Genomic DNA, 21,339 nt, shown 5'->3' on the forward strand with positions numbered 1-21,339 from the left:
TCCCGCCACCGACCGTCCCACCCAGGAGAGCCCATGAGTCCCGCAGCCCAGGACGACCTCGTCCGCGTCGCCCGCATCGGCAAGCCGCACGGCATCCGCGGCGAGGTGACCGTGCAGGTCTTCACCGACGACCCGGACGCCCGCTTCGCCCCCGGCGAGCGACTCGTGGTGCGCGACGGCGCCCCGGGCCTGCCGGCGGAGCTCACCGTCACCCGGGCCCGGTGGAACAAGCAGATCCTCGTGGTCGGCTTCGCCGAGTCGCTGGACCGCAACGTCGCCGAGACCCTGCGCGGCGCCCAGCTGTTCGCCGTTCCCGCCGCGCCCGAGGAGTCCGACGAGTGGTACGAGGAGGACCTCGTGGACCTCGAGGTGCGGGTCGAGGGCGACCGCGTCGGCGTCGTCACGGCCCTGACCACCGGGGCGGTCCAGGACCTGCTGCACGTCGCGTTGGACGGCGTCGAGGAGGAGGCCCTGGTGCCCTTCGTCGAGGAGATCGTCCCGGAGATCGACCCCGAGGCCGGCGTGCTCGTGCTGACCCCGCCGCCGGGGCTGCTCGAGCTCGCCACCGGCGAGGACGAGGACGCCGCAGACGGGCCCGCCGATGCGGATGCGGAGGACTGAGCAGTGCGCTTCGACGTCGTCACGATCTTCCCCGAGTACCTCGCGGTCCTCGACGTCTCGCTGCTGGGCCGTGCCCGCCGCGAGGGCCTCGTGGACGTGCACGTCCACGACCTGCGCGACTTCACCGTCGACCGGCACCGCACCGTGGACGACACGCCCTACGGTGGCGGCGCCGGGATGGTGATGAAACCCGAGCCGTGGGCACTCGCGCTCGAGCACGTGGCGGCCCAGGGGTCTGTGGCGCCGGCCCCCGCCGATCCGGCGTCGGCGGGGCCGGGGGACCGCCCCGTGCTGCTCGTGCCGACGCCCTCGGGGGAGCGCTTCACCCAGCGGCTCGCCCGCGAACTGGCGGGCCGGGAGCACGTGGCGATCGCGTGCGGCCGCTACGAGGGCATCGACGAGCGCGTCTTCGGCTGGGCCGAGGAGCTCTTCGAGGTGCGGCTGGTCTCGCTGGGCGACTACGTGCTCAACGGCGGCGAGGTCGCGGCGCTGGCGATGATCGAGGCCGTCGGCCGCCTCGTGCCGGGCGTCGTGGGCAACCCGGCCTCGCTCGTCGAGGAGTCCCACGAGGACGGCCTGCTGGAGTACCCGGTCTACACCAAGCCCGCGGACTGGCGGGGCCGTGCGGTGCCGCCCGTGCTGCTCTCGGGCGACCACGGCAAGGTCGCGGCCTGGCGTCGGGCCCAGCAGGAGGAGCGCACGCGCGAGCGACGTCCGGACCTGTGGGCGGCGTACGACTCCGAGGACTGACCCGCCACGCCCGACGGGCTGGAGGGGCGTCGCGACGTCGTCGGCTGTGGCATAATGGGTCCTCGTGTCCGCCGGACGCCCGACCTGCCACAGGGGGCGCGCGTCAACGGATCGGACCCCGGGACCGCACCCCACGTGCGGAGCCCGGCCCTCGGCTCGGGACCCGGCCCCCTCGTCATGCGGACGTGGACGGGCCGTGCGCCCGCCTACCACGCGGTTGACCTGTGGCATCCGCCAGGAGAGACGACATGCACATTCTCGACTCGTTCGACAAGAAGACGCTGCGCGACGACATCCCGGAGTTCGCCCCCGGCGACACCGTCAAGGTGCACGTGAACATCATCGAGGGCAAGACTGCCCGCGTCCAGGTGTTCCAGGGCTACGTCATGGGCCGTCAGGGCTACGGCGTGCGCGAGACCTTCCGCGTCCGCAAGGTGTCCTTCGGTGTCGGCGTGGAGCGCGTGTTCCCGGTGCACTCCCCGGTCATCGACAAGATCGAGGTCGTCACCAAGGGCGACGTGCGCCGCGCGAAGCTGTACTACATGCGCGACCGCCACGGCAAGGCCGCCCGCATCCGCGAGAAGCGCGTCGACGCCAAGTGATCATCCCGGTCGGCCCCGCCGACCGGTGATCGACCCATGCGCACCTCGGAGCCCCGTGACCCCCGCCGGTCACGGGGCTCCGTCGCGTCCGGGGCCGGCTCCTCCTCGGGCCCGACGGCGGCCCCCGCCTCCGGCACGAGCCGCTGGTGGGCGTGGCTCGGCCTGACCGTGGTGGCCGCCGTCGTGGTGGCCGCGGTGCTGCGCGCCCTCACCGGCCCCGTCTACCTCATCCCCTCCGGGTCGATGGAGCCGACCCTGCAGCCCGGCGACCGCGTGCGGGTGGAGGCCGCCGCGGCCGGCGGGCAGGGCCTGCACCACGGCGACGTGGTGGTGTTCGACGGCGCCGGCAGCCTGGCGCCGTACCGTTCGGCCGGATCGCTCGAGCGCGGCCTCGAGGACGTCGCCCGGTGGTGGGGTGTCGGCGCGGCCGAGGACGCGTTCGTCAAGCGCGTGCTGGCCCTGCCGGGGGACCGCCTCGAATGCTGTGCCCCGGACGGTCGGCTGCTGCGCAACGGCGAGCCGCTGGATGAGCCGTATCTCGGCAGGCCCGTGACCGCGGACGAGCCGGCCGCGGCGGGGACCTGGTCCTTCGAGGTGCCCGACGGGCGCATGGTCGTCCTGGGCGACCACCGCGCCGCCTCCCGGGATTCCCGCGCACTGCTGGGCGCCCCCGGCGGCGGGCTGATCCCGCTCGAGCGGGTCGAGGGCCGGGTCGCGGAGGTCGTGTGGCCGCTGGCCCGCCGCGGGACCGTGGACGTCCCCTCCGGGGACACGCCGTGACGGGGCGCCGCACCGCGCTGATCGCGGCCGCCGTGACCGTACTCGCCTGCGTGCTGGCGTGGGCCTTCCTGGCGCGCATGTACGCCATCCCGTCCTCGTCCATGGAGCCCGGGCTGCGGGCCGGCGACCGCGTGGTCGCCACGCTGCTCACCCCGGATCCGTTCCCGGTGCGCCGCGGTGACGTGGTGGTGTTCGAAGACACGAAGGGCTGGCTGCCCGGGGGCGGCCACGTGATCAAGCGGGCCGTCGGGCTGCCGGGGGACATCGTCTCCTGGACGCCCGGCGAGGAGACGCTGCGCGTGAACGGGGTGCCCGTGGAGGAGCCGTACCTCGCGCCGGGGGAGACGCCCGCGCAGGAGGCGTTCGAGGTGACCGTCCCCGAGGGGCGGCTGTGGGTGCTCGGCGACCATCGTTCGGCGTCGGCGGACTCCCGCGCGCACCGCGCCGGGCCCGGGGGCGGGTTCGTGGCCCTCGACGACGTGGTGGGCCGCGCCCGGTTCGTGGTCTGGCCGCTGGACCGGGTCGGCGGCGCCGGCGCCGACCCCGACGCGTTCGCCGCCGTGCCGGACGCGCCCGTGCCGGGGGCTCGCACGTGACCGTCCGTCGGGGCGGCGGCCGGCCGACGGTGCGCGCCGGTCTGGACGTCGAGGCGGGGCTGGCCGCGCCGGTCCTCGCCGCGCGGGGAGTGGACCGGGTGCTGGTGGCGGGCATGGACGAGGTGGGCCGGGGCGCGCTGGCCGGGCCCGTCGTCGTCGGGGTGTGCGCCGCGTGGCTGCCCGCCGCGGGGCAGATCCCTCCGGTGCGCGACTCCAAGGCGCTCACGGACCGACGCCGGCGCGCCCTGGTCCCGCAGATCGAGGACTGGGCGGCCGGGGTGGCGCTCGGGGAGGCCGGCCCCGCGGAGATCGACGCGCTCGGGATCTCGGCGGCCCTCGGTCTCGCCGGGCGCCGGGCGTGGGCGGCGCTGTGCGACGCGGTGGGGCAGGAGCCGGTCGCCCTCGTGCTCGACGGCCGGGACGACTGGCTGAGCCGCTCCGATCCCGACGCCGGCCCCGTGCCCGCGCCGCGCCCGGTGCCGCCCGTGCCCACGATGCTGGTGCGGGCCGAGGACCGGTGCGCGACGGTGGCGGCCGCGTCGATCGCCGCGAAGGTGGCCCGCGACGACGTCATGATCGCCCTCGACGCGGCGCACCCGGGGTACGGGTGGGCCGGGAACAAGGGGTACGGCTCGGCCGCGCACCGGGCCGCCCTGGCCGAGCGCGGGGCGAGCCGGCAACACCGGCGCAGCTGGAACCTCGGGCTGCCGGGCGCGCCCGCGCAGGCGCCGCCCACCCTGTTCGACTGAGCCCCTGGGGTCGGGCGCGGCCGCCCGTTCGACGTGCGACCCCCGGACGGGGGAGGATGGAGACCGTGCGTGCCCGGACTGTCGCGGGTGCGCGGCGAGCACTGAGGAGGCATGTCATGAGCGCAGACGACGTCGAGGACTTCGAGGCCGAGGCCGAGCTGCTGCTCTACCGCGAGTACCGGGACGTGGTGGGCCTGTTCCGCTACGTCGTGGAGACCGAGCGGCGCTTCTACCTCGCCAACGACGTGCGGCTGACGCCCCGCCAGGCGGACGGGGACGTGTTCTTCGAGATCCTGCTCGAGGACGCCTGGGTGTGGGACGTGTACCGCACGCAGCGGTTCATCAAGCGCGTGAAGGTGCTGACCTTCAAGGACGTGAACATCGAGGAGCTGCCCACCGAGGACCTGACGGTCCCGCCGGACGGCCAGCTGCCGAGCTGACCCACCCCTGATCGGCCCCGAGGGCGGGACGCCGACGTCCACTCCTGCACAGGCGTCCGGCCCCGCACAATCTCCGCCGCCACCCACCCGGCGACCCCGCCCGGGACCACCCTGGTGCCCAGGAGGTGGTCGGGATGACGGGGACCGCGGAACGGATCGGGGCGCAGCCGCCCGGAGACAGGCGCGCCAGCCGCGCGCACACGGCACTGGGCCGGTTCGGCGAGGACGCCGCCGCGCGCTGGCTCGCCGAGCGCGGCTACGTGATCGCCGACCGCAACTGGCGGGGCGAGGCCGGAGAGCTGGACATCGTGGCCCACCACGCGGGCTGGTGGGTGGGCGTCGAGGTGAAGACCCGCTCGGGCCTGGCCTTCGGCGACCCGTTCGAGTCGATCGACCGGCGCAAGCTCACCCGGCTGCACCGCCTCACCGCGGCGTGGGTGCGGGCCCACGCCGCGGACCGCCGGGGGACGCCCTGGCGCGTCGACGCCGTCGCCGTGCTGGTGCCGCGCACGGGCGGGATCCGCTTCGATCTGCTGCAGGACGTGCGGCCGTGAGCGGCATCGGACGCACCCGCTCCATCACGCTGGCGGGTCTGCGCGGGGAGGTCGTGCACGTCGAGGCGGACATCGCCCAGTCCCTGCCCGGGTTCACCCTCCTCGGCCTGCCGGACCAGGCGCTGCAGGAGAGCCGGGACCGCATCCGCTCCGCCGCGCGCAACGCCGGACTGCCCCTGACCCGGCGGCACCTGACCGTGAACCTGCTGCCGGCGGGGGTGCACAAGCGGGGTGCGTGCCACGACCTGGCGATCGTCCTGGCGGCCTACGCCGCGGACGGGCGGGTGCGGAACGTCGAGGGGCCCGTGTTCCTGGCCGAGCTCGGCCTCGACGGCGCCCTGCACCGCTCGCCGGAGACCGTGGCGATGGTGATGGCCGCCGTCGACGCGGGGTGCTCCGAGGTGGTCGTCGCCGAGGATGCGGAGGCCGAGGCCCGACTGGTCCCCGGCGCCGAGGTCCGCGGCTTCGCCCATCTGCACGACGTCATCCGCGCCTTCGGCGGGGAACCGGACGGAGAGCCGCCCCACCGCCCGGCCCGACGGCAGGTGACAGCCCCGGAACCGGAGCCGGCCCGTGCGGTGCCCGACCTCGCCGAGGTCGCCGGACAGGCCGAGGCCCGGTTCGCGCTCGAGGTCGCAGCCGCCGGCGCCCACCACCTGCTGCTCATGGGCGCCCCGGGGGCGGGCAAGACCATGCTCGCCGAGCGCCTGCCCGGAATCCTGCCTCCCCTGGACCGACGCACCGCGCTCGAGTGCGCCGCCCTGCGCTCCCTCCGCGGCGGCGACGCCCGTGTCCGGCGCAGGGGCGGGACGGCCCAGGGGTTCGACGGTGACATCGACCGGACCCCGCCGTTCGAGGCACCCCACCACTCGGCGTCCCGCTCGGCCCTCGTGGGCGGCGGCAGCGGCCTCGCCCGGCCGGGAGCGGCCTCCCTCGCCCACGGCGGCGTGCTGTTCCTGGACGAGGCCCCCGAGTTCGAACGGCGCACCCTCGAGGCGCTGCGCCAGCCCCTCGAGTCCGGGGAGGTGCTGCTGCACCGGGCCCTCGGCGCCGTCGTCTACCCGGCCCGGTTCCAGCTCGTGCTGGCCGCCAACCCCTGCCCGTGCGGCAAGGGCGGTGGCACGGGCGTCGAGTGCCGGTGCAGCGTGCCCGAACGCCGCCGCTACGCCCAGCGGCTCTCCGGGCCGCTGCTGGACCGCGTCGACCTGCAGGTCACCGTGCGGCCCGTCGAAGCGCGGCAGCTCACGGGGGCGCCCGCGTCCGAGACCACGTCGCAGGTGGCCGCCCGGGTCGCCGCGGCCGCCGACCGCCAGGCCCGGCGCTGGGCCACCGCCGCCGAGCGCGGGCTCGCCCCGTCCGGGCTGCGCCGCAACGCGCACGTCCCCGCCGGGGTGCTGCGGCACGGCCCGTACGCCGTGCCCCGGGCGGCCCGCCGGCCCGCGGACGACGCCGTCGACCAGGGCCTGCTGAGCGCGCGCGGCCACGCCCGCGTCCTGCGCCTCGCCTGGACCCTGGCAGACCTGCGCGGCGCCGAACGGCCCGCACCCGAGGACACCGACGTGGCACTCACGCTGCGCCACCAGAACGAGGAGGACGCATGACCACCTACGTCACCCCGGCGGCAGACCACGTCGCCGGGCCGCGCCGGCCGGACGCCGCCCGGCTCGCCCGCGCCGCCCTGACCCGGCTGGTCGAGCCCGGGGACGCGCTCGCGGTGCAGACCGTCACGGCGCTGGGGCCGGAGCGGGCGCTCGCCCTGCTCACGGGCCGGGAGACGATCCAGCCCGCCGAGCGCGATCTGCTCGCCGATCGCGCCGGCGCGCCCGACACGCTGCCCCGGCGCTGGGCCGCGGGGCTGGCCCGCTGGGCGCCCCGGGCCGCCCGGCTGGAGCCGGAGCGTGACCTCGTGACTCTGCACCGGCTCGGGGGAGGCCTGCTGATCCCCGAGGACGACGCCTGGCCCGCCGCCCTGGCGGACCTGGGCGAGGAGGCGCCCCTGGGCCTGTGGTTCCGCGGCTCCGGAACGCTGCCTCCCGCGGACCGGATGCTCGCCGTCGTCGGCAGCCGGGAGGCGACCGCGTACGGACGGACCGTGACCGCCCGCTGCGCCGCCCACGCCGTCCAGCAGGGCGCGTGCGTGATCTCCGGCGGTGCGTACGGCATCGACGGCGCCGCCCACCGGGCCGCGCTGCAGGCGCCCGCCGCACCGGAAGACGCGGCGGATCGCGACGGCGTCCCGCCCACGGTGGCGGTGCTGGCCGGCGGCCTCGACCGGTTCTACCCGGCCGGCCACGAGGACCTGCTTCGCGCGGTGATGGCCGCCGGGCTGCTCGTGTCCGAGATGCCGCCCGGTGCGAGTCCCACGCGGTACCGGTTCCTGCAGCGCAACCGGGTCATCGCCGCGCTCGCGGGGGCCGTGCTGGTGGTCGAGGCGCGCTGGCGGTCGGGAGCGCAGAACACGGCGGGCCACGCGTTCGGCCTCGGCCGCGAGGTGGGCGTGGTCCCCGGCCCCGTGACCTCGCCCAGCTCCGCCGGTTGCCACCGTCTGCTGCAGGAGAGCCCCGCCCGTCTCGTGACCACCGAGCAGGAGGCCCTCGCCCTGCTCGGCCAGGGGCCCGCCCGGAGCGGCGGCGCGGGCGGGAGGATCTCCACCCGGGCAGCTCCCGAGTCCGCCGCGCGGCCCACCGACGGGCTCACGATGGAGGAGGCCCTCGTCCACGAGGCGCTGCCCCTGCGCCAGGCGGTGCCCGTCGACCGGATCACCGTCAGCGCCGGGCTCGCGCTGCCCACCGTCCTGGCGTGCCTGTCCCGGCTGCAGCGGGCGGGCCTGGCCGAACGGGTCGAGGACCGGTGGCGGCGGGGATGACCTCCGGCCGCGTGCTCCCGGGCGGCGCCGCCCTGGGGCGGATGGCAGAGTGGGGGGATGACCCCGTCGTCCTCCGTCCGTCCCGTCCCGGTCCCGCGCGCCCCCTCGCCCCGGGACACGGCCTGGCTCGAGGCGTTCGAGGAGCACCTGCGCCACGAGCGGAACCGCAGCCCCCAGACCGTGCGCGCGTACCTCGCCGATCTGCGCGCCCTCATCGACCACGTCGCCGGCACAGCCGGCACCGCGGCGGCGCCCGCCGTGGATGACGACGCCCCCGCTCGCCACGTGCCCAGCGCACCGGACGTCCTCGCCGAGCTGGACATCGAGGACCTGCGTGGCTGGTTGGCGGCCATGAGCGGGGCCGGCCTCGCCCGCGCGACCCTGGCCCGCCGGGTGGCCGCCGTCCGCACCTTCACGGCCTGGCTGCGCCGGGAGGGCCTGCGCTCGGACGACCCCGCCCTGCGGCTGCGCTCGCCCCGACCCGAGGGGACGCTGCCCCACGTGCTCCAGGAGCAGCAGGCGACCCGGCTCCTCGCGGCTGCCCAGGAGCGTGTGGACGCCGCCGCCGCGGGCGACGACCCCGCCGCCCACGCGCTGGCCCTGCGGGACGCCGCCCTGCTCGAGCTGCTCTACGCCACCGGCGCCCGGGTGGCCGAACTCTCCGCCCTGGACGTGGACGACCTCGAGGCCGGCCGCGGCGTCGTCCGGCTGACCGGCAAGGGAGACCGGCAGCGCACCGTCCCCTACGGCGCACCCGCGGGCCGCGCCCTCCAGGAGTGGCAGCGGCTCGGTCGCCCCCGCCTGGCCCGGCCGGACTCCGGCCCCGCCCTCTTCCTCGGCGCGCGCGGCGGCCGGCTGGGGGTGCGCCAGGCGCGCACCGTCGTCGACCGGGCACTCGAGGGCCTGGGGGACACCGCGGCGCGCGGGCCGCACGCGCTGCGCCACACGGCCGCGACCCACCTCCTCGACGGCGGCGCCGACCTGCGCAGCGTGCAGGAGCTGCTGGGGCATGCGTCCCTGCGCACCACGCAGGTCTACACACACGTCTCGATCGATCGCCTCCGCGAGGGCTACCGGCAGGCCCACCCACGCGCCTGACGCCTCCCCGGAGCACCCCCGGCCCGTCCCCTCCGCCGCCACGACACGCAGGGCGCCGCGCCGCCTCGTTGCCGGCCCAGCATCCCTGGTGCACAATGGCCCCAGGATCCACCGGAGCCGCGACGTGGTCGTAGGGGAAGACGCACCGCATCGCACCCTCGGAGGCATCCATGACCAGCACCCATACCCGCGGCGTGGTCCACATCCTCTCCGCCCCCACCGCCCTCTGCCCCCACGTGGAGTGGGCGCTGAGCTCCGTGCTCGGCCCCGCGACCTCGGTGGAGTGGGAGGGTCAGCCGGTCGCGCCCGGCCAGCACCGCGCCGAGGTGCACTGGACGGCGCCCGCCGGCACCGGCGCGCGTCTGGCCTCCGCCCTGCGTGGCTGGCCGCACCTGCGCTTCGAGATCACGGAGGAGCCGTCCGCCGGGGTCGACGGCTCGCGCTGGTCCCACACCCCGGACCTCGGCATCTTCCACGCCACCACGGACGTCTCCGGCAACATCATGGTCTCCGAGGACCGCATCCGGTACGCCTACGAGGCCGGTGCGGGCGACCCCAGCGTGCTGATGCACGAACTCTCCCTCGCGCTCGGCGAGGCCTGGGACGATGAGCTCGAGCCGTTCCGGCTGGCCGCCGCCCACGCCAACGTGCGCTGGCTGCACCGCGCTGTCTGAGCCTTCGCCCGGCCGGCGGCGCTCCGGCTCAGACGCTGCGGAACACGGCCACCGCGTTGTGGCCGCCGAACCCGAACGAGTTCTTCACGGCCACGCGCGGCCCCTCGGGCAGGCGGGCGGGGGAGCCGGTGACCACGTTCAGCGGGATCTCCGGGTCCTGGTGGTCCAGGTTGATGGTCACGGGCGCCTGGCCGTGGTGCACGGCGAGCACGGACAGGATCGACTCGATCGCGCCTGAGGCGCCCAGCAGGTGGCCGGTCTGGGACTTCGTGGCCGAGACCTGCACCTGGTCCAGGTGGTCGCCGAACACGGCCCGCATGGCCAGGTACTCCGGGGCGTCGCCCTTGGGTGTGGACGTCGCGTGGGCGTTCACGTGGCACACGTCCTCGGGGGTGATGTCGGCCGACCTCAGGGCGGCGCGCATCGCACGGGTCGCGCCCAGGCCCTCGGGCTCGGGCGCGGTGATGTGGTGGGAGTCGGAGCTGACGCCCGCGCCGGCCAGCTCGGCGTACACGCGCGCGCCGCGGGCCTTCGCGTGCTCCTCCGACTCGATCACCATGACGCCGGCGCCCTCACCGAGGACGAAGCCGTCGCGGTCCACGTCGTAGGGGCGGGACGCGGCCTGTGGGTCGTCGTTGCGCTTGGACAGCGCCTGCATCGCGGCGAACGCGGCCATCGGCAGCGGGTGCACGGCGGCCTCGGCGGCGCCGCAGATCACGACGTCGGCCTGGCCGGAGCGGACGAGCAGCAGCGCGGTCTCGAGCGCCTCGGTGCCGGCGGCGCACGCGGACACCACCGTGCGGGCGCCGGCACGGGCGCCGAACTTGAGGGAGAGCGCGCCGGCGGCGCCGTTGGGCATGAGCATCGGGACGGTCATGGGCAGCACGCGGCGCGGGCCGCGCTCGCGCAGGGTGTCCCAGCCGTCCAGGAGGGTCCACACGCCGCCGATGCCGGTGCCGAAGGCCACCGCGAGCCGGTCGCCGTCGACCTCCGCGCCCTCGAGGCCGGCGTCCTTCCAGGCCTCGCGCGCGGCGACGGTCGCCATCTGGGTGGCCGGGTCCTGGCGTTTCTGCTCCACCTTGGAGAGGACCTCGGAGGTGGGCACGGCCAGCTCGGCCGCGAAGGTGACGGGCAGCTCGTACTTCTCCACCCAGTCGTGTTCCATGGTGCGCGCACCGGAGACGCCCTGCAGGGCGTGGGACCAGAAGGTGGGCACGTCGCCGCCGATGGGCGTGGTGGCGCCGAGGCCGGTGATCACTGCGGTGCGGGTCATGGGTCTGCTGCCTCTGGGTCTCGAGTGGGGATCGGGCGGAGGGGTGTCGTCGGCACGATGCGCGGCGCTCGCCGGGGTGCCGGAAGTCGAGGGTGTCGGGGGCCGGGGGCGCTCACGCGCCCCCGGCGCTCACCGAGGGGACGGGGCGGGCCGGGCCCGCCGCCGTCGTGGGCCGATCAGGCCTGGGCGCCGTCGATGAAGTCGACGGCGTCCTGGACGGTCTTGAGGTTCTTGACCTCCTCGTCCGGGATCTTCACGCCGAACTTGTCCTCGGCGTTGACCACGATGGTCATCATCGAGATCGAGTCGATGTCCAGATCGTCCGTGAAGGACTTCTCCGGCTGCACCTCGGCGGTGTCGAGACCGGTCTCCTCGTTCACGATCTCGGCGAGGCCGGCGAGGATCTCTTCCTTGGAAGCCATGGGGCGTCTCCTTCGGTAGGGGTGTGGGGTGTACGTGGACAGTGAATCAGACGGCGCCGCCTCAGGGGAGACGGACCACCTGGGCGCCGTAGACCAGCCCGGCGCCGAAGCCGATCTGCAGGGCCAGGCCGCCGGAGAGCTCGGGGTTCTCCTCCAGCAGACGGTGCATGGCCAGCGGGATGGACGCGGCCGACGTGTTGCCGGCGTCCGCGATGTCCCGGGCCACGACGACGGACTCCGGCAGCTTCAGCTGCTTGGCGAACTCGTCGATGATCCGCATGTTGGCCTGGTGCGGGATGAACGCGGCGAGGTCCTCGGGCTCCACGCCCGCGGCGTCGAGGGCCTCGCGGGCCACCTTCGCCATCGACCACACGGCCCAGCGGAAGACGGAGGGCCCGTCCTGGCGCAGCGTGGGCCAGAGCATCCCCTCCGCGCCGGTGATCGCCGAGGCGTCGCCCGTGGTGCGGGCGTGCTCCACGGCATCGCGCAGCTCCAGCTGCGAGTGCGTCATGGAGATCGTGGACCAGCGCTCCCCGTCCGAACCCCACACCGAGGGGGCGATGCCCGGCTCGTCCGAGGCCGACACGATCACGGCGCCCGCGCCGTCGCCCAGCAGGAAGGAGATGGAGCGGTCCGTGGGGTCCACGACGTCGGACAGGCGCTCGACGCCGACCACGAGTACGTGCCGCGCGGTGCCGGAACGCACGAGCGCGTCGGCCTGGGCCACGCCGTAGCAGTAGCCGGCGCACGCGGCGGAGACGTCGTAGGCGGGCGCCGGGGTGGCCCCGATCTCGTGCGCCACGAGGGCCGCGGCCGAGGGGGTGGCGTGCGGGAAGGTGACGGTCGAGACGATCACGGCGTCCAGGTCCGAGCCCTGCAGGCCGGCCCGCTCGAGGGCCTCCCGGGCGGCGCCCACGGCCATGACGGGCACGGTCTCCTCCGCCGTGGCGCGCTGGCGCGTGACGATGCCGGTGCGCTGGCGGATCCACTCGTCCGACGAGTCGATGGGGCCGATGAGGTCCTCGTTGGGGACCAAATTCGCCGGGCGGTAGGCGCCCACGGCCACGATGCGGCTGGCCGCGGGGCGCTCGTGCTGCTTCAGGGTGACGGTCATGGTGCTTCTCTCTGCCGGGCGGTGCGCGGGGTTCAGGCCGAGTGCTCGGCCAGGAACGCCCGCGCGGCGTCCAGGTCCTCGGGGGTCTTCACGGCGAGCTGCGCGGTGCCCTTGAGACCGCGCTTGGCCAGTCCGGTCAGTGTGCCACCGGGCAGCAGCTCCAGGACGCCCGTGACCTGCCGCGTGGCCATGGTCGCCATGCACAGGTCCCAGCGGACCGGGCGGGTGACCTGGTCCACGATCCGGGCGAGCACGTCCGTGCCGGACTCGACGGCCTCGCCGTCCCGGTTGGACAGCAGGGGCAGGCGCGGGTCCGAGGGGGAGAGGCCGGCGACGTGGGCCGCGAGGTCGTCCACGGCGGGGCGCATGTGCTCCGTGTGGAACGCGCCGGCCACCTTGAGCGGGATCACGCGGGCGCGGGCGGGGGCGGACTCGGCGAGCGCGCCGAGGGCCTCCGCGGTGCCGGCGGCGACGATCTGGCCGGCGCCGTTGACATTGGCGGGCGCCAGGCCCGCCGCGTCGATGGCCGCGAGGACCTCGTCCTGGTCCCCGCCCACGACGGCGGCCATGCCCGTGGGCGTGGCCGCGGCGGCCCGGGCCATGCCGGTGGCGCGCACGCGCACCAGGGAGAGGGCCTCGGCGGGGGACAGCACGCCGGTGACGGCGGCCGCGGTGACCTCGCCCACGGAGTGGCCGGCCACGACGGTCGACTTCGGTGCGGCGGCGTCCGCCTCGAGGGCCGCGGCGGCCACCAGGCCGGCCGCCACGATCAGCGGCTGGGCGACGGCGGTGTCCTTGATGGTCTCCTCGTCCGACTCGGTGCCGTGGCGGATCAGGTCCACGCCCGCGGCGTCGGAGAGGGACGCGAGCAGGTCGCGGGTCCCGTCCAGCTCGAGCCAGGGGGCGAGGAAGCCGGGCGTCTGGGACCCCTGTCCGGGGCACACGATGGCAAGCATTCCTCCATCGTGTCAGGATCGGCCGCCATCCCGGACAGATCGCGCCACGAAGCACGGCGAGTCGGTTTGGAGGGTTTCTACAAGTGGGGGGCGCCGCCCCGGCTCAGTCCGAGCCTGTCCCGGTCGTCGGCCGCGCCCCCGCGAGCCGGCCCAGGGTGATCGCGGTCTGCAGGACGTACGCGTCGCGGGGGACCAGCGGGTCCCAGCCGGTCACCTCGGCCACCCGCTTGAGGCGGTACCGCACCGTGTTCGCGTGGACGAACAGCTCGCGGGCCGTGCCCTCGAGCGAGTGGCCCAGCGCGCCGTACGCGTCCACGGTCTCCAGCAGGGAGGTGCCGGCGTCGGCCAGGGGCGTGAACACCCCGTCCACGAGGGCTTCCCGGGCCGTGGGGTCGCCCAGCAGCGCCCGCTCGGGCAGCAGGTCCTCCGCCGGGGTGGGCCGGCACGCCCGGGGATGGGCGGCCGCCGCGCTGAGCCCGGCGAGGGTGTGCCGGGCCGAGACGTGCGCCGAGATCAGCGAGTCCACGACGGGTCCCACGATCACCGGTCCCGGCGCGAACCAGCGCGCGAGCGCCTCGCCCACCGCCCGCGCGTCCCGCACCGAGCCGACCACGAGGACGAGCCGTTCGGACTGCACGCCCACGAGCAGGTCGCAGTCGAGCCGCGCCGCGGCCCGCCGCAGGTCCGGGATGAACGCGGGCTTGTCCTGCCCCGGGGCGAGACCGGCCATGACCATCACGTCGTGGTCCCCATGCCAGCCCAGCGCCGTGGCCCGGTGCCGGATCTCGTCCGGGTCCTGCCCGCGCAGCACCGCGTCCAGCAGGACCGACTCGAGCCGCGAGTCCATCGCGCCGCGCATCTCCGCGGCCCGGGCGTAGACGTCTGCGAGTGCGAACGCGACCTCGCGCGAGTAGTGGAGGATGTGCTCGCGGACGGGCGCCTGGTCGCGCTCGGCCAGCAGCTCGGGCACCCGCGTCTCGACGACGTCCACCATCGTCCGGATGAGCTGCAGGGCCCGCTGCAGCGAGATCGCCCGGGTGAGATCGGTGGGCGCGGGCCCGAAGACGTCCTGCAGGACGTGGCCCGTGGTGGTGGGCCGCTCGAACCACGTGAGGAAGCCCTGCAGGGCACGCTGGGCCACGAGTCCGAGGGCGCTGCGCTCGTCCGGGGTGAGTCGGCGGTACCACGGCAGGGTGGCGTCCAGCCGCTGCAGCACCGCCGTGTTCAGGGCCCCCAGGTGGCTCCTGAGGCGGGCCAGCCCGTCGGTGCTCACGGGGCGAGGGGCGGCGGGGCGGGGCTCGGGCATGCGCTTCATCCTAGGCGCGTGTTGTGGGGTTCCTACAGCGACGACGCCGACCGCCCGCCTCCGTGGCGGAGGCGGGCGGCCGGCGTCGGGACGGAAGGGCGTCAGCCTCCCCGCGGCGTGCGGGTCAGGCGTCGCCGCCCGCGATGCCGGTGGTGCCGGCGTTGACGTCGTCCAGGCGGTACTTCTCGTGCGCCTTCGCGGCCGTGCCCCGCTCGACCTCGCCCTCCTCCTCGAGGAGCTGCAGCGCGCGGACCACCATCGAGTGGGTGTCGATGAGGAAGTACCGACGGGCGGCGGCGCGGGTGTCCGCGAAGCCGAACTCGTCGGCGCCGAGCGCCGAGAAGCGGTTCGGCACGAACGGGCGGATCTGGTTCGTCCACGAGGTGGAGTAGTCCGAGGTGGCCACGATCGGGCCCTCGGCCCCCTGCAGCGCCTGCGTCACGTAGGGCACGCGCGGGGTGGCGGACGGGTCCTTCAGGGCGTCCTTCTCCGCCGCGACGGCGTCGCGGTACAGCTCGTTGTAGGAGGTCACCGACCACACGGAGGCGTTCACGCCCCACTCCTCGGAGAGGATCCGCTGGGCGTCGAGCGCCCACGGCACGGAGACGCCGGAGCCCAGGAGCTGGACCTTCGGGCCGTCGCCCTGGCCCTCGGAGAGACGGTAGATGCCCTTGAGCAGGCCCTCCACGTCGAGGCCCTCGGGCTCCTCGATGTGGGTGATCGGCTCGTTGTACACCGTGAGGTAGTAGATGACGTTGCGGACGTCGTCCCCGCGGTCGTGATCGCCGTACATGTCCTCCAGGCCCTGGCGCACGATGTGGGCGATCTCGTACGAGTACGCCGGGTCGTAGTGCTTCACGGCCGGATTCGTGGACGCCAGGACGGGGGAGTGACCGTCCATGTGCTGGGTGCCCTCGCCGGCGAGGGTGGTGCGCCCGGCGGTGGCGCCGATCATGAAGCCGCGCGCGAGCTGGTCGCCTGCGGCCCAGATGTTGTCCGCGGTCCGCTGGAAGCCGAACATCGAGTAGAAGATGTAGACCGGGATCATCGGCTCGCCGTGCGTGGAGTACGCCGTGCCGATCGCGTTGAACGCCGCGGTGGCGCCGTCCTCGTTGATGCCGACGTGGTAGATCTTCCCCTGCGGGGACTCCTTGTAGGACAGGAACAGGTCCCGGTCCACGGACAGGTAGTTCTGGCCCTTGGGGTTGTAGATCTTCGCGGTCGGGAAGAACGAGTCCATGCCGAAGGTGCGGGCCTCGTCCGGGATGATCGGCACGAAGCGCGGTCCCATGTTCTTGTCCCGCATCAGGTCCTTGAGCAGGCGCACGAACGCCATGGTCGTGGCGGCCTGCTGCTTGCCCGATCCCTTGCGGGCCTGCTTGTACGCGGACTCCGGGGGCAGCGGGATCGCGTGGTAGTCGCTGCGCCGCTCCGGCACGAAGCCGCCCAGCTCCTTGCGCCGCTCCATCATGTACCTGATCTCCGGGGCGTCGGCACCCGGGTGGTAGTACGGGATGTCGTACGGGTCCTTCTCGATCTGCTCGTCCGAGATCGGGATGCGGTGGCGGTCCCGGAACACCTTGAGGTCGTCCACCGTCAGCTTCTTCATCTGGTGGGTGGCGTTGCGGCCCTCGAAGGACTTGCCCAGGCCGTAGCCCTTGATGGTGTGGGCCAGGATGACGGTGGGCTGGCCCTTGTGCTCCATGGCGGCCTTGTAGGCGGCGTAGACCTTCTTGTAGTCGTGGCCGCCGCGCTTGAGGCCCCAGATCTCGTCGTCGGTCATGTCCGCCACCATCTCCTTGGTGACGGAGGACCGGCCGAAGAAGTGGTCGCGCACGAAGCCGCCGGACTCGGCCTTGTAGGTCTGGTAGTCGCCGTCGAGCGTCTCGTTCATGATGCGCACGAGCTCGCCCTCGTCGTCGGCCTCGAGCAGCGGATCCCACTCGCGGCCCCACAGGACCTTGATGACGTTCCAGCCGGCGCCCCGGAAGTAGGACTCCAGCTCCTGGACGATCTTGCCGTTGCCGCGCACCGGCCCGTCGAGACGCTGCAGGTTGCAGTTGATGACGAAGGTGAGGTTGTCGAGCTTGTCGTTGGCCGCGATGTGCAGCTGGCCGCGCGACTCCGGTTCGTCCATCTCGCCGTCGCCGAGGAAGGCCCACACGTGCTGGTCGGAGGTGTCCTTGATGCCGTTGTTGTGCAGGTACCGGTTGGTCTGCGCCTGGAAGATGGCGTTCATCGGCCCCAGGCCCATGGACACGGTGGGGTACTGCCAGAAGTGCGGCATCATCCGCGGGTGCGGGTAGGAGGGCAGGCCGTGGCCCTGGCGGGACTTCTCCTGGCGGAAGCCGTCGAGGTCCTCCTCGGTCAGGCGGCCCTCGAGGAAGGCTCGGGCGTAGTTGCCCGGCGAGGAGTGGCCCTGGAAGAAGATGTGGTCGCCGCCGCCCGGGTGGTCCTGGCCGCGGAAGAAGTGGTTCAGGCCCACCTCGTAGAGGGTCGCCTGGCCTGCGTAGGAGGAGATGTGACCGCCGACGCCGACGCCGTCGCGCTGGGCGCGCTGCACGAGGGCCATGGCGTTCCACCGCAGGTAGTTGCGGTAGCGGCGCTCGAGCTCCTCGTCGCCCGGGTACTCCGGCTCCTGGTCCGCCGGGATCGTGTTCACGTAGTCCGTGGTGGTCACGTAGGGCAGGGCGACGGACTGGGCGCTCGCGCGCTGCATGAGGGAGCGCATGATGTACTGCGCCCGCTCCGTGCCGCGCTCCTCGATGAGTCCGTCGAGGGACTCGATCCACTCCGACGTCTCCTGGGGATCCTTGTCCGGGAGCTGGTCGGTCAGACCGCTGCGGATCTGCGAGCTCTCTTCGGCTGCGCTCACGGTGCCTCCTGGTTCTCGTGCGGAGGGGTGCTCCGCGGTGGGCTGCGGGCAGACGATCCGGTCCGGGCCCGCGACGCCGAGCCGGGCGCGTCGCCCGGAGAGTGCGTCTGTTCCTCCCCAGAGTAGACCGGAGCCGCCGCGTCCGCCCGGCCGGAGGCCCCGGAACGGCGGCGTCCACGGCGTATGGTGGTCATCATCACCCGCTCGACGGCGCGGGCCGCAGTGCCCGCCACCATCAAGGAGGACCGGACACTATGCAGGCTGGGTCGACGCCGACCTCGACGGACAGCGCCCTGCTGGCGGAGCTCGCCCTCTCGAGGGGCGACCTGGTGCAGGAGTGGGGGTACGACGACGACGTCGACGTCACCTTCCGCGACGCGCTCGAGGACGCGCTCGGCGAGGAGCTGCTGACCGAGGACGACCAGGAGCCGGCGGACGCGGTCCTCTTCTGGTGGCGCGCGGACGACGGCGACGTCATGGATCTCGCGGACGCCCTCGTGGACGCCCAGCGCTCCCTCGATGCCGGCCCCGTCTGGATCATGACCCCCCGCAAGGGGCGCCCCGGCCACGTCAGCCCGGCGGACGTCGCCGAGGCCGCCTCCACCGCGGGCCTGCACGCCACCACCGGGGCCGGTGCCTCCGAGGACTGGGCCGCTCAGAAGCTCGTCCAGAAGCGCGGTGGCTGAGCCCCCGTCCGGCGGGACGCGGGGCGCCGACGTCGTCCCCGCGCTGCGCGACGACCACGGCCAGACGTGGCCGTGGCCGCCGACGCGCGGGCCCCAGGACGCCGCCGGGCCGCGGGGCACGTGGCTCGTCTTCCTGCCCGGGGCGTTCACGCCGGTGTGCACGGACGAGCTCGGCTGGATCGGGGCGCTCGCCGAGGACGTGGCGGTCGACGATGTGGCTGTCCGCGTGGTCTCGTGTGATGCCGCCCCCGTGCTGCGCCGCGTCCGCGAGGAGCTGGCACTGCCGGAGCCGCTCACCCTGCTCTCCGATTTCTGGCCCCACGGCGCGGCCTGCCGTGCCCTCGACGTCTTCGACGTGGAGACCGGGCGGCCCCGCCGCGTCTCCGTGCTGCTCGACGCGGACGGGGTCGAGGTCGCGCGCGTGGTCGCCGCCCCGGGACAGGCACGCACCCGGGGCGAGCACGAGGCGGCGACGCGCGACCTGCTCGCTCACCGGTAGCCTGGACGGACACCGGCACCTGTAGCTCAGTTGGTCAGAGCATCTCGTTTACACCGAGAGGGTCGGGGGTTCGAGTCCCTCCGGGTGCACCGATCGCGCGGCCATGACATGGCGTGACACCCCGCCCCGTCATGTCGCTGGCCCGCCGAGCGCGTGTGAGACCATGCTCACCATCATGAGCTCCTCGACAGAGTCCTTGCGCGCCCCCGTTACGCCCTCGCGGTGGGCCGAGGCGCGCTCCGGCGTCGCCGTGACGCTGGGCGCCGGCCTCGGCCTGTTCCCGCTGGGCATGGCCTTCGGGATGCTCGTGGTCCAGGCCGGGCTGCCCGCGTGGGTCGCACCCCTGTTCTCCGTGGTCGTGTTCGCCGGGTCCGTCGAGCTGCTGCTCGTCTCGCTGGTGGTGGCGGGCACCCCGCTGCTCACGATCGCCGTGACGGTGTTCCTGGTGAACTTCCGCCACGTGTTCTATGCGTTCAGCTTCCCGCTGCGCGTGGTCCGGGGGCGCTTCGCGCGGATCTACTCGATGGGCGCCCTGATCGACGAGGCCTACGCCATCGCCGCCGCCCAGCCCCGCGGCTGGACCGGCCCCCGACTGGTCGCCATGCAGGTCGCGCTGCATGCGTACTGGGTGCTCGGGGGCCTCGCCGGGGTGGCCGTGGCCTGGCTGCTGCCCGGACCGGTGGAGGGCCTGGAGTTCGCGCTCGTCGCCCTCTTCATCGTGCTCGCCATGGACGCCGCCCGCACGCGGGCCCAGCTGCCCCTCGTGCTGGCGGCCGCGGTCGCCGTCGGGGTGGCCCTGCTGCTGGCGCCGGCGCAGGTGCTCGTCGTCGCCTTCGCCCTCTACGCCGCGGTGCTGATCGCGTTCCACGTGCTCGCCGCACGCGGGACCGCCCTGCCGCTGCCCGAGCCCGTGCCCGTCACCGGACCGGTGCCCGTCGTCGCCGCGACGGGGGAGCGGGCCGGCACGGATGCCGAGCCCGGCGCCGGGGAGGACCCCCGATGACCGGCGCCGCGTACCTGGTGGCCGCGGCCGTCGTCGCGGGCCTCGTGACCTTCTGCCTGCGCGCGTTGCCGTTCGCCCTGCTGCAGCCGTTGCGGGAGTCCGTGCTCGCCGCGCGGCTGGCGGTGTGGATGCCCGCCGGCGTGCTGACCATCCTGGCCCTGGTGATGCTGCTCGACGCCGCGGCGCTGGCCCCCGGAGAGCCCGTGGACGGGGTGCGGGTGGCCCACGCGGTGATCGCGGCGGCGGTGACAGTCGTCGTGCATCTGCTGGCCGGGCGGCGGACCCTGGTCTCGATCGCGGCCGGCACGCTGGCCTACGTGCTGTTGGTCAACCTGGCCGTAGCCTGATTACACTCCGTCGTAATGATCGTCACAGTGGCTTCTGTGTATTTCGGTCCCTTTGCCAGGAGTTGAAGCCCGCTGGTTTTCCAAGGAGTGTGCGTTGCGACTAAAGAGCCTGAGGATAAGAAACTATAGGACGATTGGTGAAGACCAGATTATTGATCTCCCCTTGAGTGCCACCATCGTCGGCCCGAACAGTACGGGAAAGACGAATATTTTGAATGCGATCAGGATGTTCTATACGGGTTATGGAAACCAGTATGGATACAGCCGTGCTAGCTGTTGTGGGTCATGAGGTTCTTGCCACGGGGTACGGGCTGAGATGAGACGAGCGGGCCCCTGCCGCAGGATGGAAGTTCCTCAACAACCCACCTGCCAGAAGAGACCCGCTCATGACTCACGCTAACGCACCCCTGACCCCCACTGGCCGTCTCAGGATGGTCCACCGCCACCTGCACGACGGGATCCCGCAGGCGCACGTGGCCGCCGAGTTCCGGGTGAGCCGGCCCACGGTGGCCACCTGGGTGGCCCGCTACCGCGCCGAGGGCGAGGCCGGGCTGCTCGACCGGCCCAGCCGTCCGCGCCGTTCACCTGCCCACACCTATCTGCACTCGGCGATCGACGGGTTCACCCGCCTGGCGTACACCGAGGCGTTGGAGGACGAGCGGGCGGCCACGACCGTGAGCTTCTACTGCCGGGCGAGGGCGTTCTTCGCCGCCCACGGCATCACCGTGGACCGGGTGATCACGGACAACGGAAACAACTACCGGGCTGCGGACTTCACCGCCAAGGTGGTCTCGCTCGGGGGCCGGCATCACCGGATCCGGCCCTACACCCCGCGCCATAACGGGAAGGTGGAGAGGTACAACCGGCTGATGGTCGATGAGGTCCTCTACGCCCGCCCGTATACCTCAGAGACAGCTCGGCGTGAGGCGCTGGCCGTGTGGGTGAACCACTACAACTACCATCGGCCTCATACCTCCTGCGGGAACGCCCCGCCGGCCTCGTTGGCCCCGGCCCGAGTCAACAACGTCATGCCCTCCTACAGCTAGCGACCTGACGTTTGGCTCTGGCTCCGCTCAGACAACACTAACCGCGACGTTTCAGTTCACTGGAGCAGAGGATGCTGAAGTA

The 21,339-nt window shown here is 73.9% G+C and carries 24 protein-coding genes and 1 tRNA gene; 19 read left to right on the forward strand and 6 right to left on the reverse strand.

Annotated elements, in window-relative coordinates; all coding sequences use genetic code 11:
* The first annotated feature begins 33 nt into the window (after window positions 1–33).
* The 12 genes from rimM (at window position 34) to CITRIK5_RS03270 (ending at window position 9,730) form a co-directional block, all read left to right on the forward strand.
* Window positions 34–621, forward strand: coding sequence for a ribosome maturation factor RimM (gene rimM, locus CITRIK5_RS03215; protein WP_101965524.1), 588 nt, complete (start codon window positions 34–36; stop codon window positions 619–621).
* A 3-nt stretch (window positions 622–624) separates the two neighbouring features.
* A complete protein-coding gene (gene trmD / locus CITRIK5_RS03220; RefSeq protein ID WP_101965523.1) occupies window positions 625–1,371 on the forward strand; it encodes a tRNA (guanosine(37)-N1)-methyltransferase TrmD in 747 nt (248 codons plus the stop codon).
* 248 nt (window positions 1,372–1,619) lie between these two features.
* On the forward strand, window positions 1,620–1,973 hold the full coding sequence (gene rplS / locus CITRIK5_RS03225; RefSeq protein WP_036340124.1) for a 50S ribosomal protein L19: 354 nt from the start codon (window positions 1,620–1,622) through the stop codon (window positions 1,971–1,973).
* 36 nt (window positions 1,974–2,009) lie between these two features.
* Window positions 2,010–2,753, forward strand: coding sequence for a signal peptidase I (gene lepB, locus CITRIK5_RS03230; protein ID WP_134376871.1), 744 nt, complete (start codon window positions 2,010–2,012; stop codon window positions 2,751–2,753).
* Window positions 2,750–3,349 carry a signal peptidase I gene (gene lepB, locus CITRIK5_RS03235; RefSeq protein ID WP_127435682.1) on the forward strand — a complete coding sequence of 200 codons (600 nt, stop codon included), beginning with the start codon at window positions 2,750–2,752 and terminating at the stop codon, window positions 3,347–3,349. The genes lepB (CITRIK5_RS03230) and lepB (CITRIK5_RS03235) overlap by 4 nt, the downstream gene beginning before the upstream one ends.
* A complete protein-coding gene (locus tag CITRIK5_RS03240; RefSeq protein WP_134376869.1) occupies window positions 3,346–4,098 on the forward strand; it encodes a ribonuclease HII in 753 nt (250 codons plus the stop codon). The genes lepB (CITRIK5_RS03235) and CITRIK5_RS03240 overlap by 4 nt, the downstream gene beginning before the upstream one ends.
* Window positions 4,099–4,214: 116 nt before the next feature.
* On the forward strand, window positions 4,215–4,538 hold the full coding sequence (locus tag CITRIK5_RS03245) for a DUF2469 domain-containing protein (RefSeq protein WP_002853817.1): 324 nt from the start codon (window positions 4,215–4,217) through the stop codon (window positions 4,536–4,538).
* A gap of 134 nt (window positions 4,539–4,672) precedes the next feature.
* Complete coding sequence (locus CITRIK5_RS03250; protein ID WP_002853815.1) at window positions 4,673–5,092, forward strand: YraN family protein; 420 nt, start codon at window positions 4,673–4,675, stop codon at window positions 5,090–5,092.
* The gene (locus CITRIK5_RS03255) at window positions 5,089–6,693 is read left to right on the forward strand and encodes a YifB family Mg chelatase-like AAA ATPase (protein WP_101965521.1); all 1,605 of its coding nucleotides are present in this window, start codon (window positions 5,089–5,091) and stop codon (window positions 6,691–6,693) included. The genes CITRIK5_RS03250 and CITRIK5_RS03255 overlap by 4 nt, the downstream gene beginning before the upstream one ends.
* Entirely contained in the window at window positions 6,690–7,958 is a 1,269-nt protein-coding gene (locus CITRIK5_RS03260; protein ID WP_236557134.1) for a DNA-processing protein DprA, read from the forward strand. The genes CITRIK5_RS03255 and CITRIK5_RS03260 overlap by 4 nt, the downstream gene beginning before the upstream one ends.
* A 57-nt stretch (window positions 7,959–8,015) precedes the next feature.
* Window positions 8,016–9,056 carry a tyrosine recombinase XerC gene (locus CITRIK5_RS03265; RefSeq protein WP_036312815.1) on the forward strand — a complete coding sequence of 347 codons (1,041 nt, stop codon included), beginning with the start codon at window positions 8,016–8,018 and terminating at the stop codon, window positions 9,054–9,056.
* A gap of 170 nt (window positions 9,057–9,226) precedes the next feature.
* Window positions 9,227–9,730: a DUF3145 domain-containing protein gene (locus CITRIK5_RS03270; protein ID WP_036340144.1), complete on the forward strand. Its 504-nt coding sequence runs from the start codon at window positions 9,227–9,229 to the stop codon at window positions 9,728–9,730.
* Window positions 9,731–9,758: 28 nt separating this feature from the next.
* On the opposite strand, the gene fabF is transcribed toward CITRIK5_RS03270, so the two are convergent.
* The 6 genes from fabF to aceE form a co-directional block, all read right to left on the reverse strand.
* Window positions 9,759–11,003 (reverse strand): beta-ketoacyl-ACP synthase II, encoded by a 1,245-nt coding sequence (fabF, locus tag CITRIK5_RS03275; protein WP_159833069.1) that lies wholly within the window; start codon window positions 11,001–11,003, stop codon window positions 9,759–9,761.
* Between the two features lie 176 nt (window positions 11,004–11,179).
* Window positions 11,180–11,425 carry an acyl carrier protein gene (locus tag CITRIK5_RS03280; RefSeq protein ID WP_010078906.1) on the reverse strand — a complete coding sequence of 82 codons (246 nt, stop codon included), beginning with the start codon at window positions 11,423–11,425 and terminating at the stop codon, window positions 11,180–11,182.
* Between the two features lie 61 nt (window positions 11,426–11,486).
* Window positions 11,487–12,539 carry a beta-ketoacyl-ACP synthase III gene (locus CITRIK5_RS03285; RefSeq protein WP_100059032.1) on the reverse strand — a complete coding sequence of 351 codons (1,053 nt, stop codon included), beginning with the start codon at window positions 12,537–12,539 and terminating at the stop codon, window positions 11,487–11,489.
* Between the two features lie 32 nt (window positions 12,540–12,571).
* Window positions 12,572–13,495: an ACP S-malonyltransferase gene (locus CITRIK5_RS03290; RefSeq protein WP_036312804.1), complete on the reverse strand. Its 924-nt coding sequence runs from the start codon at window positions 13,493–13,495 to the stop codon at window positions 12,572–12,574.
* A 103-nt stretch (window positions 13,496–13,598) separates the two neighbouring features.
* Window positions 13,599–14,801: a CdaR family transcriptional regulator gene (locus tag CITRIK5_RS03295; protein ID WP_159833071.1), complete on the reverse strand. Its 1,203-nt coding sequence runs from the start codon at window positions 14,799–14,801 to the stop codon at window positions 13,599–13,601.
* Window positions 14,802–14,925: 124 nt separating this feature from the next.
* Complete coding sequence (aceE, locus tag CITRIK5_RS03300) at window positions 14,926–17,676, reverse strand: pyruvate dehydrogenase (acetyl-transferring), homodimeric type (protein ID WP_159833073.1); 2,751 nt, start codon at window positions 17,674–17,676, stop codon at window positions 14,926–14,928.
* A gap of 254 nt (window positions 17,677–17,930) precedes the next feature.
* On the opposite strand from aceE, the gene CITRIK5_RS03305 reads away from it, so the two are divergent.
* The 7 genes from CITRIK5_RS03305 (at window position 17,931) to CITRIK5_RS03335 (ending at window position 21,257) form a co-directional block, all read left to right on the forward strand.
* A complete protein-coding gene (locus CITRIK5_RS03305; RefSeq protein WP_036340159.1) occupies window positions 17,931–18,362 on the forward strand; it encodes a DUF3052 domain-containing protein in 432 nt (143 codons plus the stop codon).
* Entirely contained in the window at window positions 18,355–18,861 is a 507-nt protein-coding gene (locus tag CITRIK5_RS03310) for a redoxin domain-containing protein (RefSeq protein WP_159833075.1), read from the forward strand. The genes CITRIK5_RS03305 and CITRIK5_RS03310 overlap by 8 nt, the downstream gene beginning before the upstream one ends.
* Before the next feature lie 15 nt (window positions 18,862–18,876).
* Window positions 18,877–18,950: transfer RNA gene (locus CITRIK5_RS03315), tRNA-Val, on the forward strand.
* A gap of 86 nt (window positions 18,951–19,036) precedes the next feature.
* Window positions 19,037–19,864 carry an AzlC family ABC transporter permease gene (locus CITRIK5_RS03320; protein ID WP_236557135.1) on the forward strand — a complete coding sequence of 276 codons (828 nt, stop codon included), beginning with the start codon at window positions 19,037–19,039 and terminating at the stop codon, window positions 19,862–19,864.
* Entirely contained in the window at window positions 19,861–20,211 is a 351-nt protein-coding gene (locus CITRIK5_RS03325) for an AzlD domain-containing protein (RefSeq protein WP_159833079.1), read from the forward strand. The genes CITRIK5_RS03320 and CITRIK5_RS03325 overlap by 4 nt, the downstream gene beginning before the upstream one ends.
* A 94-nt stretch (window positions 20,212–20,305) precedes the next feature.
* Window positions 20,306–20,500 carry an AAA family ATPase gene (locus CITRIK5_RS12415; protein ID WP_159833081.1) on the forward strand — a complete coding sequence of 65 codons (195 nt, stop codon included), beginning with the start codon at window positions 20,306–20,308 and terminating at the stop codon, window positions 20,498–20,500.
* Between the two features lie 97 nt (window positions 20,501–20,597).
* Window positions 20,598–21,257: an integrase core domain-containing protein gene (locus CITRIK5_RS03335; RefSeq protein ID WP_159833083.1), complete on the forward strand. Its 660-nt coding sequence runs from the start codon at window positions 20,598–20,600 to the stop codon at window positions 21,255–21,257.
* Window positions 21,258–21,339: the final 82 nt, after the last annotated feature.

It is taken from the genome of Micrococcus sp. 116 (assembly GCF_902506395.1).
Classification (GTDB): Bacteria; Actinomycetota; Actinomycetes; order Actinomycetales; family Micrococcaceae; genus Micrococcus; species Micrococcus luteus.

Bases quoted from the DNA above. Each gene is read 5' to 3' on its own strand.
- CITRIK5_RS03270 (WP_036340144.1), top strand. From the start codon at position 9,227: ATGACCAGCACCCATACCCGCGGCGTGGTCCACATCCTCTCCGCCCCC.
- fabF (WP_159833069.1), bottom strand. From the start codon at position 11,003: ATGACCCGCACCGCAGTGATCACCGGCCTCGGCGCCACCACGCCCATC.
- CITRIK5_RS03250 (WP_002853815.1), top strand. From the start codon at position 4,673: ATGACGGGGACCGCGGAACGGATCGGGGCGCAGCCGCCCGGAGACAGG.
- CITRIK5_RS03245 (WP_002853817.1), top strand. From the start codon at position 4,215: ATGAGCGCAGACGACGTCGAGGACTTCGAGGCCGAGGCCGAGCTGCTG.
- CITRIK5_RS03260 (WP_236557134.1), top strand. From the start codon at position 6,690: ATGACCACCTACGTCACCCCGGCGGCAGACCACGTCGCCGGGCCGCGC.
- CITRIK5_RS03265 (WP_036312815.1), top strand. From the start codon at position 8,016: ATGACCCCGTCGTCCTCCGTCCGTCCCGTCCCGGTCCCGCGCGCCCCC.
- lepB (WP_134376871.1), top strand. From the start codon at position 2,010: ATGCGCACCTCGGAGCCCCGTGACCCCCGCCGGTCACGGGGCTCCGTC.
- CITRIK5_RS03305 (WP_036340159.1), top strand. From the start codon at position 17,931: ATGCAGGCTGGGTCGACGCCGACCTCGACGGACAGCGCCCTGCTGGCG.
- CITRIK5_RS03295 (WP_159833071.1), bottom strand. From the start codon at position 14,801: ATGCCCGAGCCCCGCCCCGCCGCCCCTCGCCCCGTGAGCACCGACGGG.
- CITRIK5_RS03325 (WP_159833079.1), top strand. From the start codon at position 19,861: ATGACCGGCGCCGCGTACCTGGTGGCCGCGGCCGTCGTCGCGGGCCTC.
- CITRIK5_RS03285 (WP_100059032.1), bottom strand. From the start codon at position 12,539: ATGACCGTCACCCTGAAGCAGCACGAGCGCCCCGCGGCCAGCCGCATC.
- CITRIK5_RS03290 (WP_036312804.1), bottom strand. From the start codon at position 13,495: ATGCTTGCCATCGTGTGCCCCGGACAGGGGTCCCAGACGCCCGGCTTC.
- rplS (WP_036340124.1), top strand. From the start codon at position 1,620: ATGCACATTCTCGACTCGTTCGACAAGAAGACGCTGCGCGACGACATC.
- CITRIK5_RS03280 (WP_010078906.1), bottom strand. From the start codon at position 11,425: ATGGCTTCCAAGGAAGAGATCCTCGCCGGCCTCGCCGAGATCGTGAAC.
- CITRIK5_RS03320 (WP_236557135.1), top strand. From the start codon at position 19,037: ATGAGCTCCTCGACAGAGTCCTTGCGCGCCCCCGTTACGCCCTCGCGG.
- CITRIK5_RS03335 (WP_159833083.1), top strand. From the start codon at position 20,598: ATGACTCACGCTAACGCACCCCTGACCCCCACTGGCCGTCTCAGGATG.
- rimM (WP_101965524.1), top strand. From the start codon at position 34: ATGAGTCCCGCAGCCCAGGACGACCTCGTCCGCGTCGCCCGCATCGGC.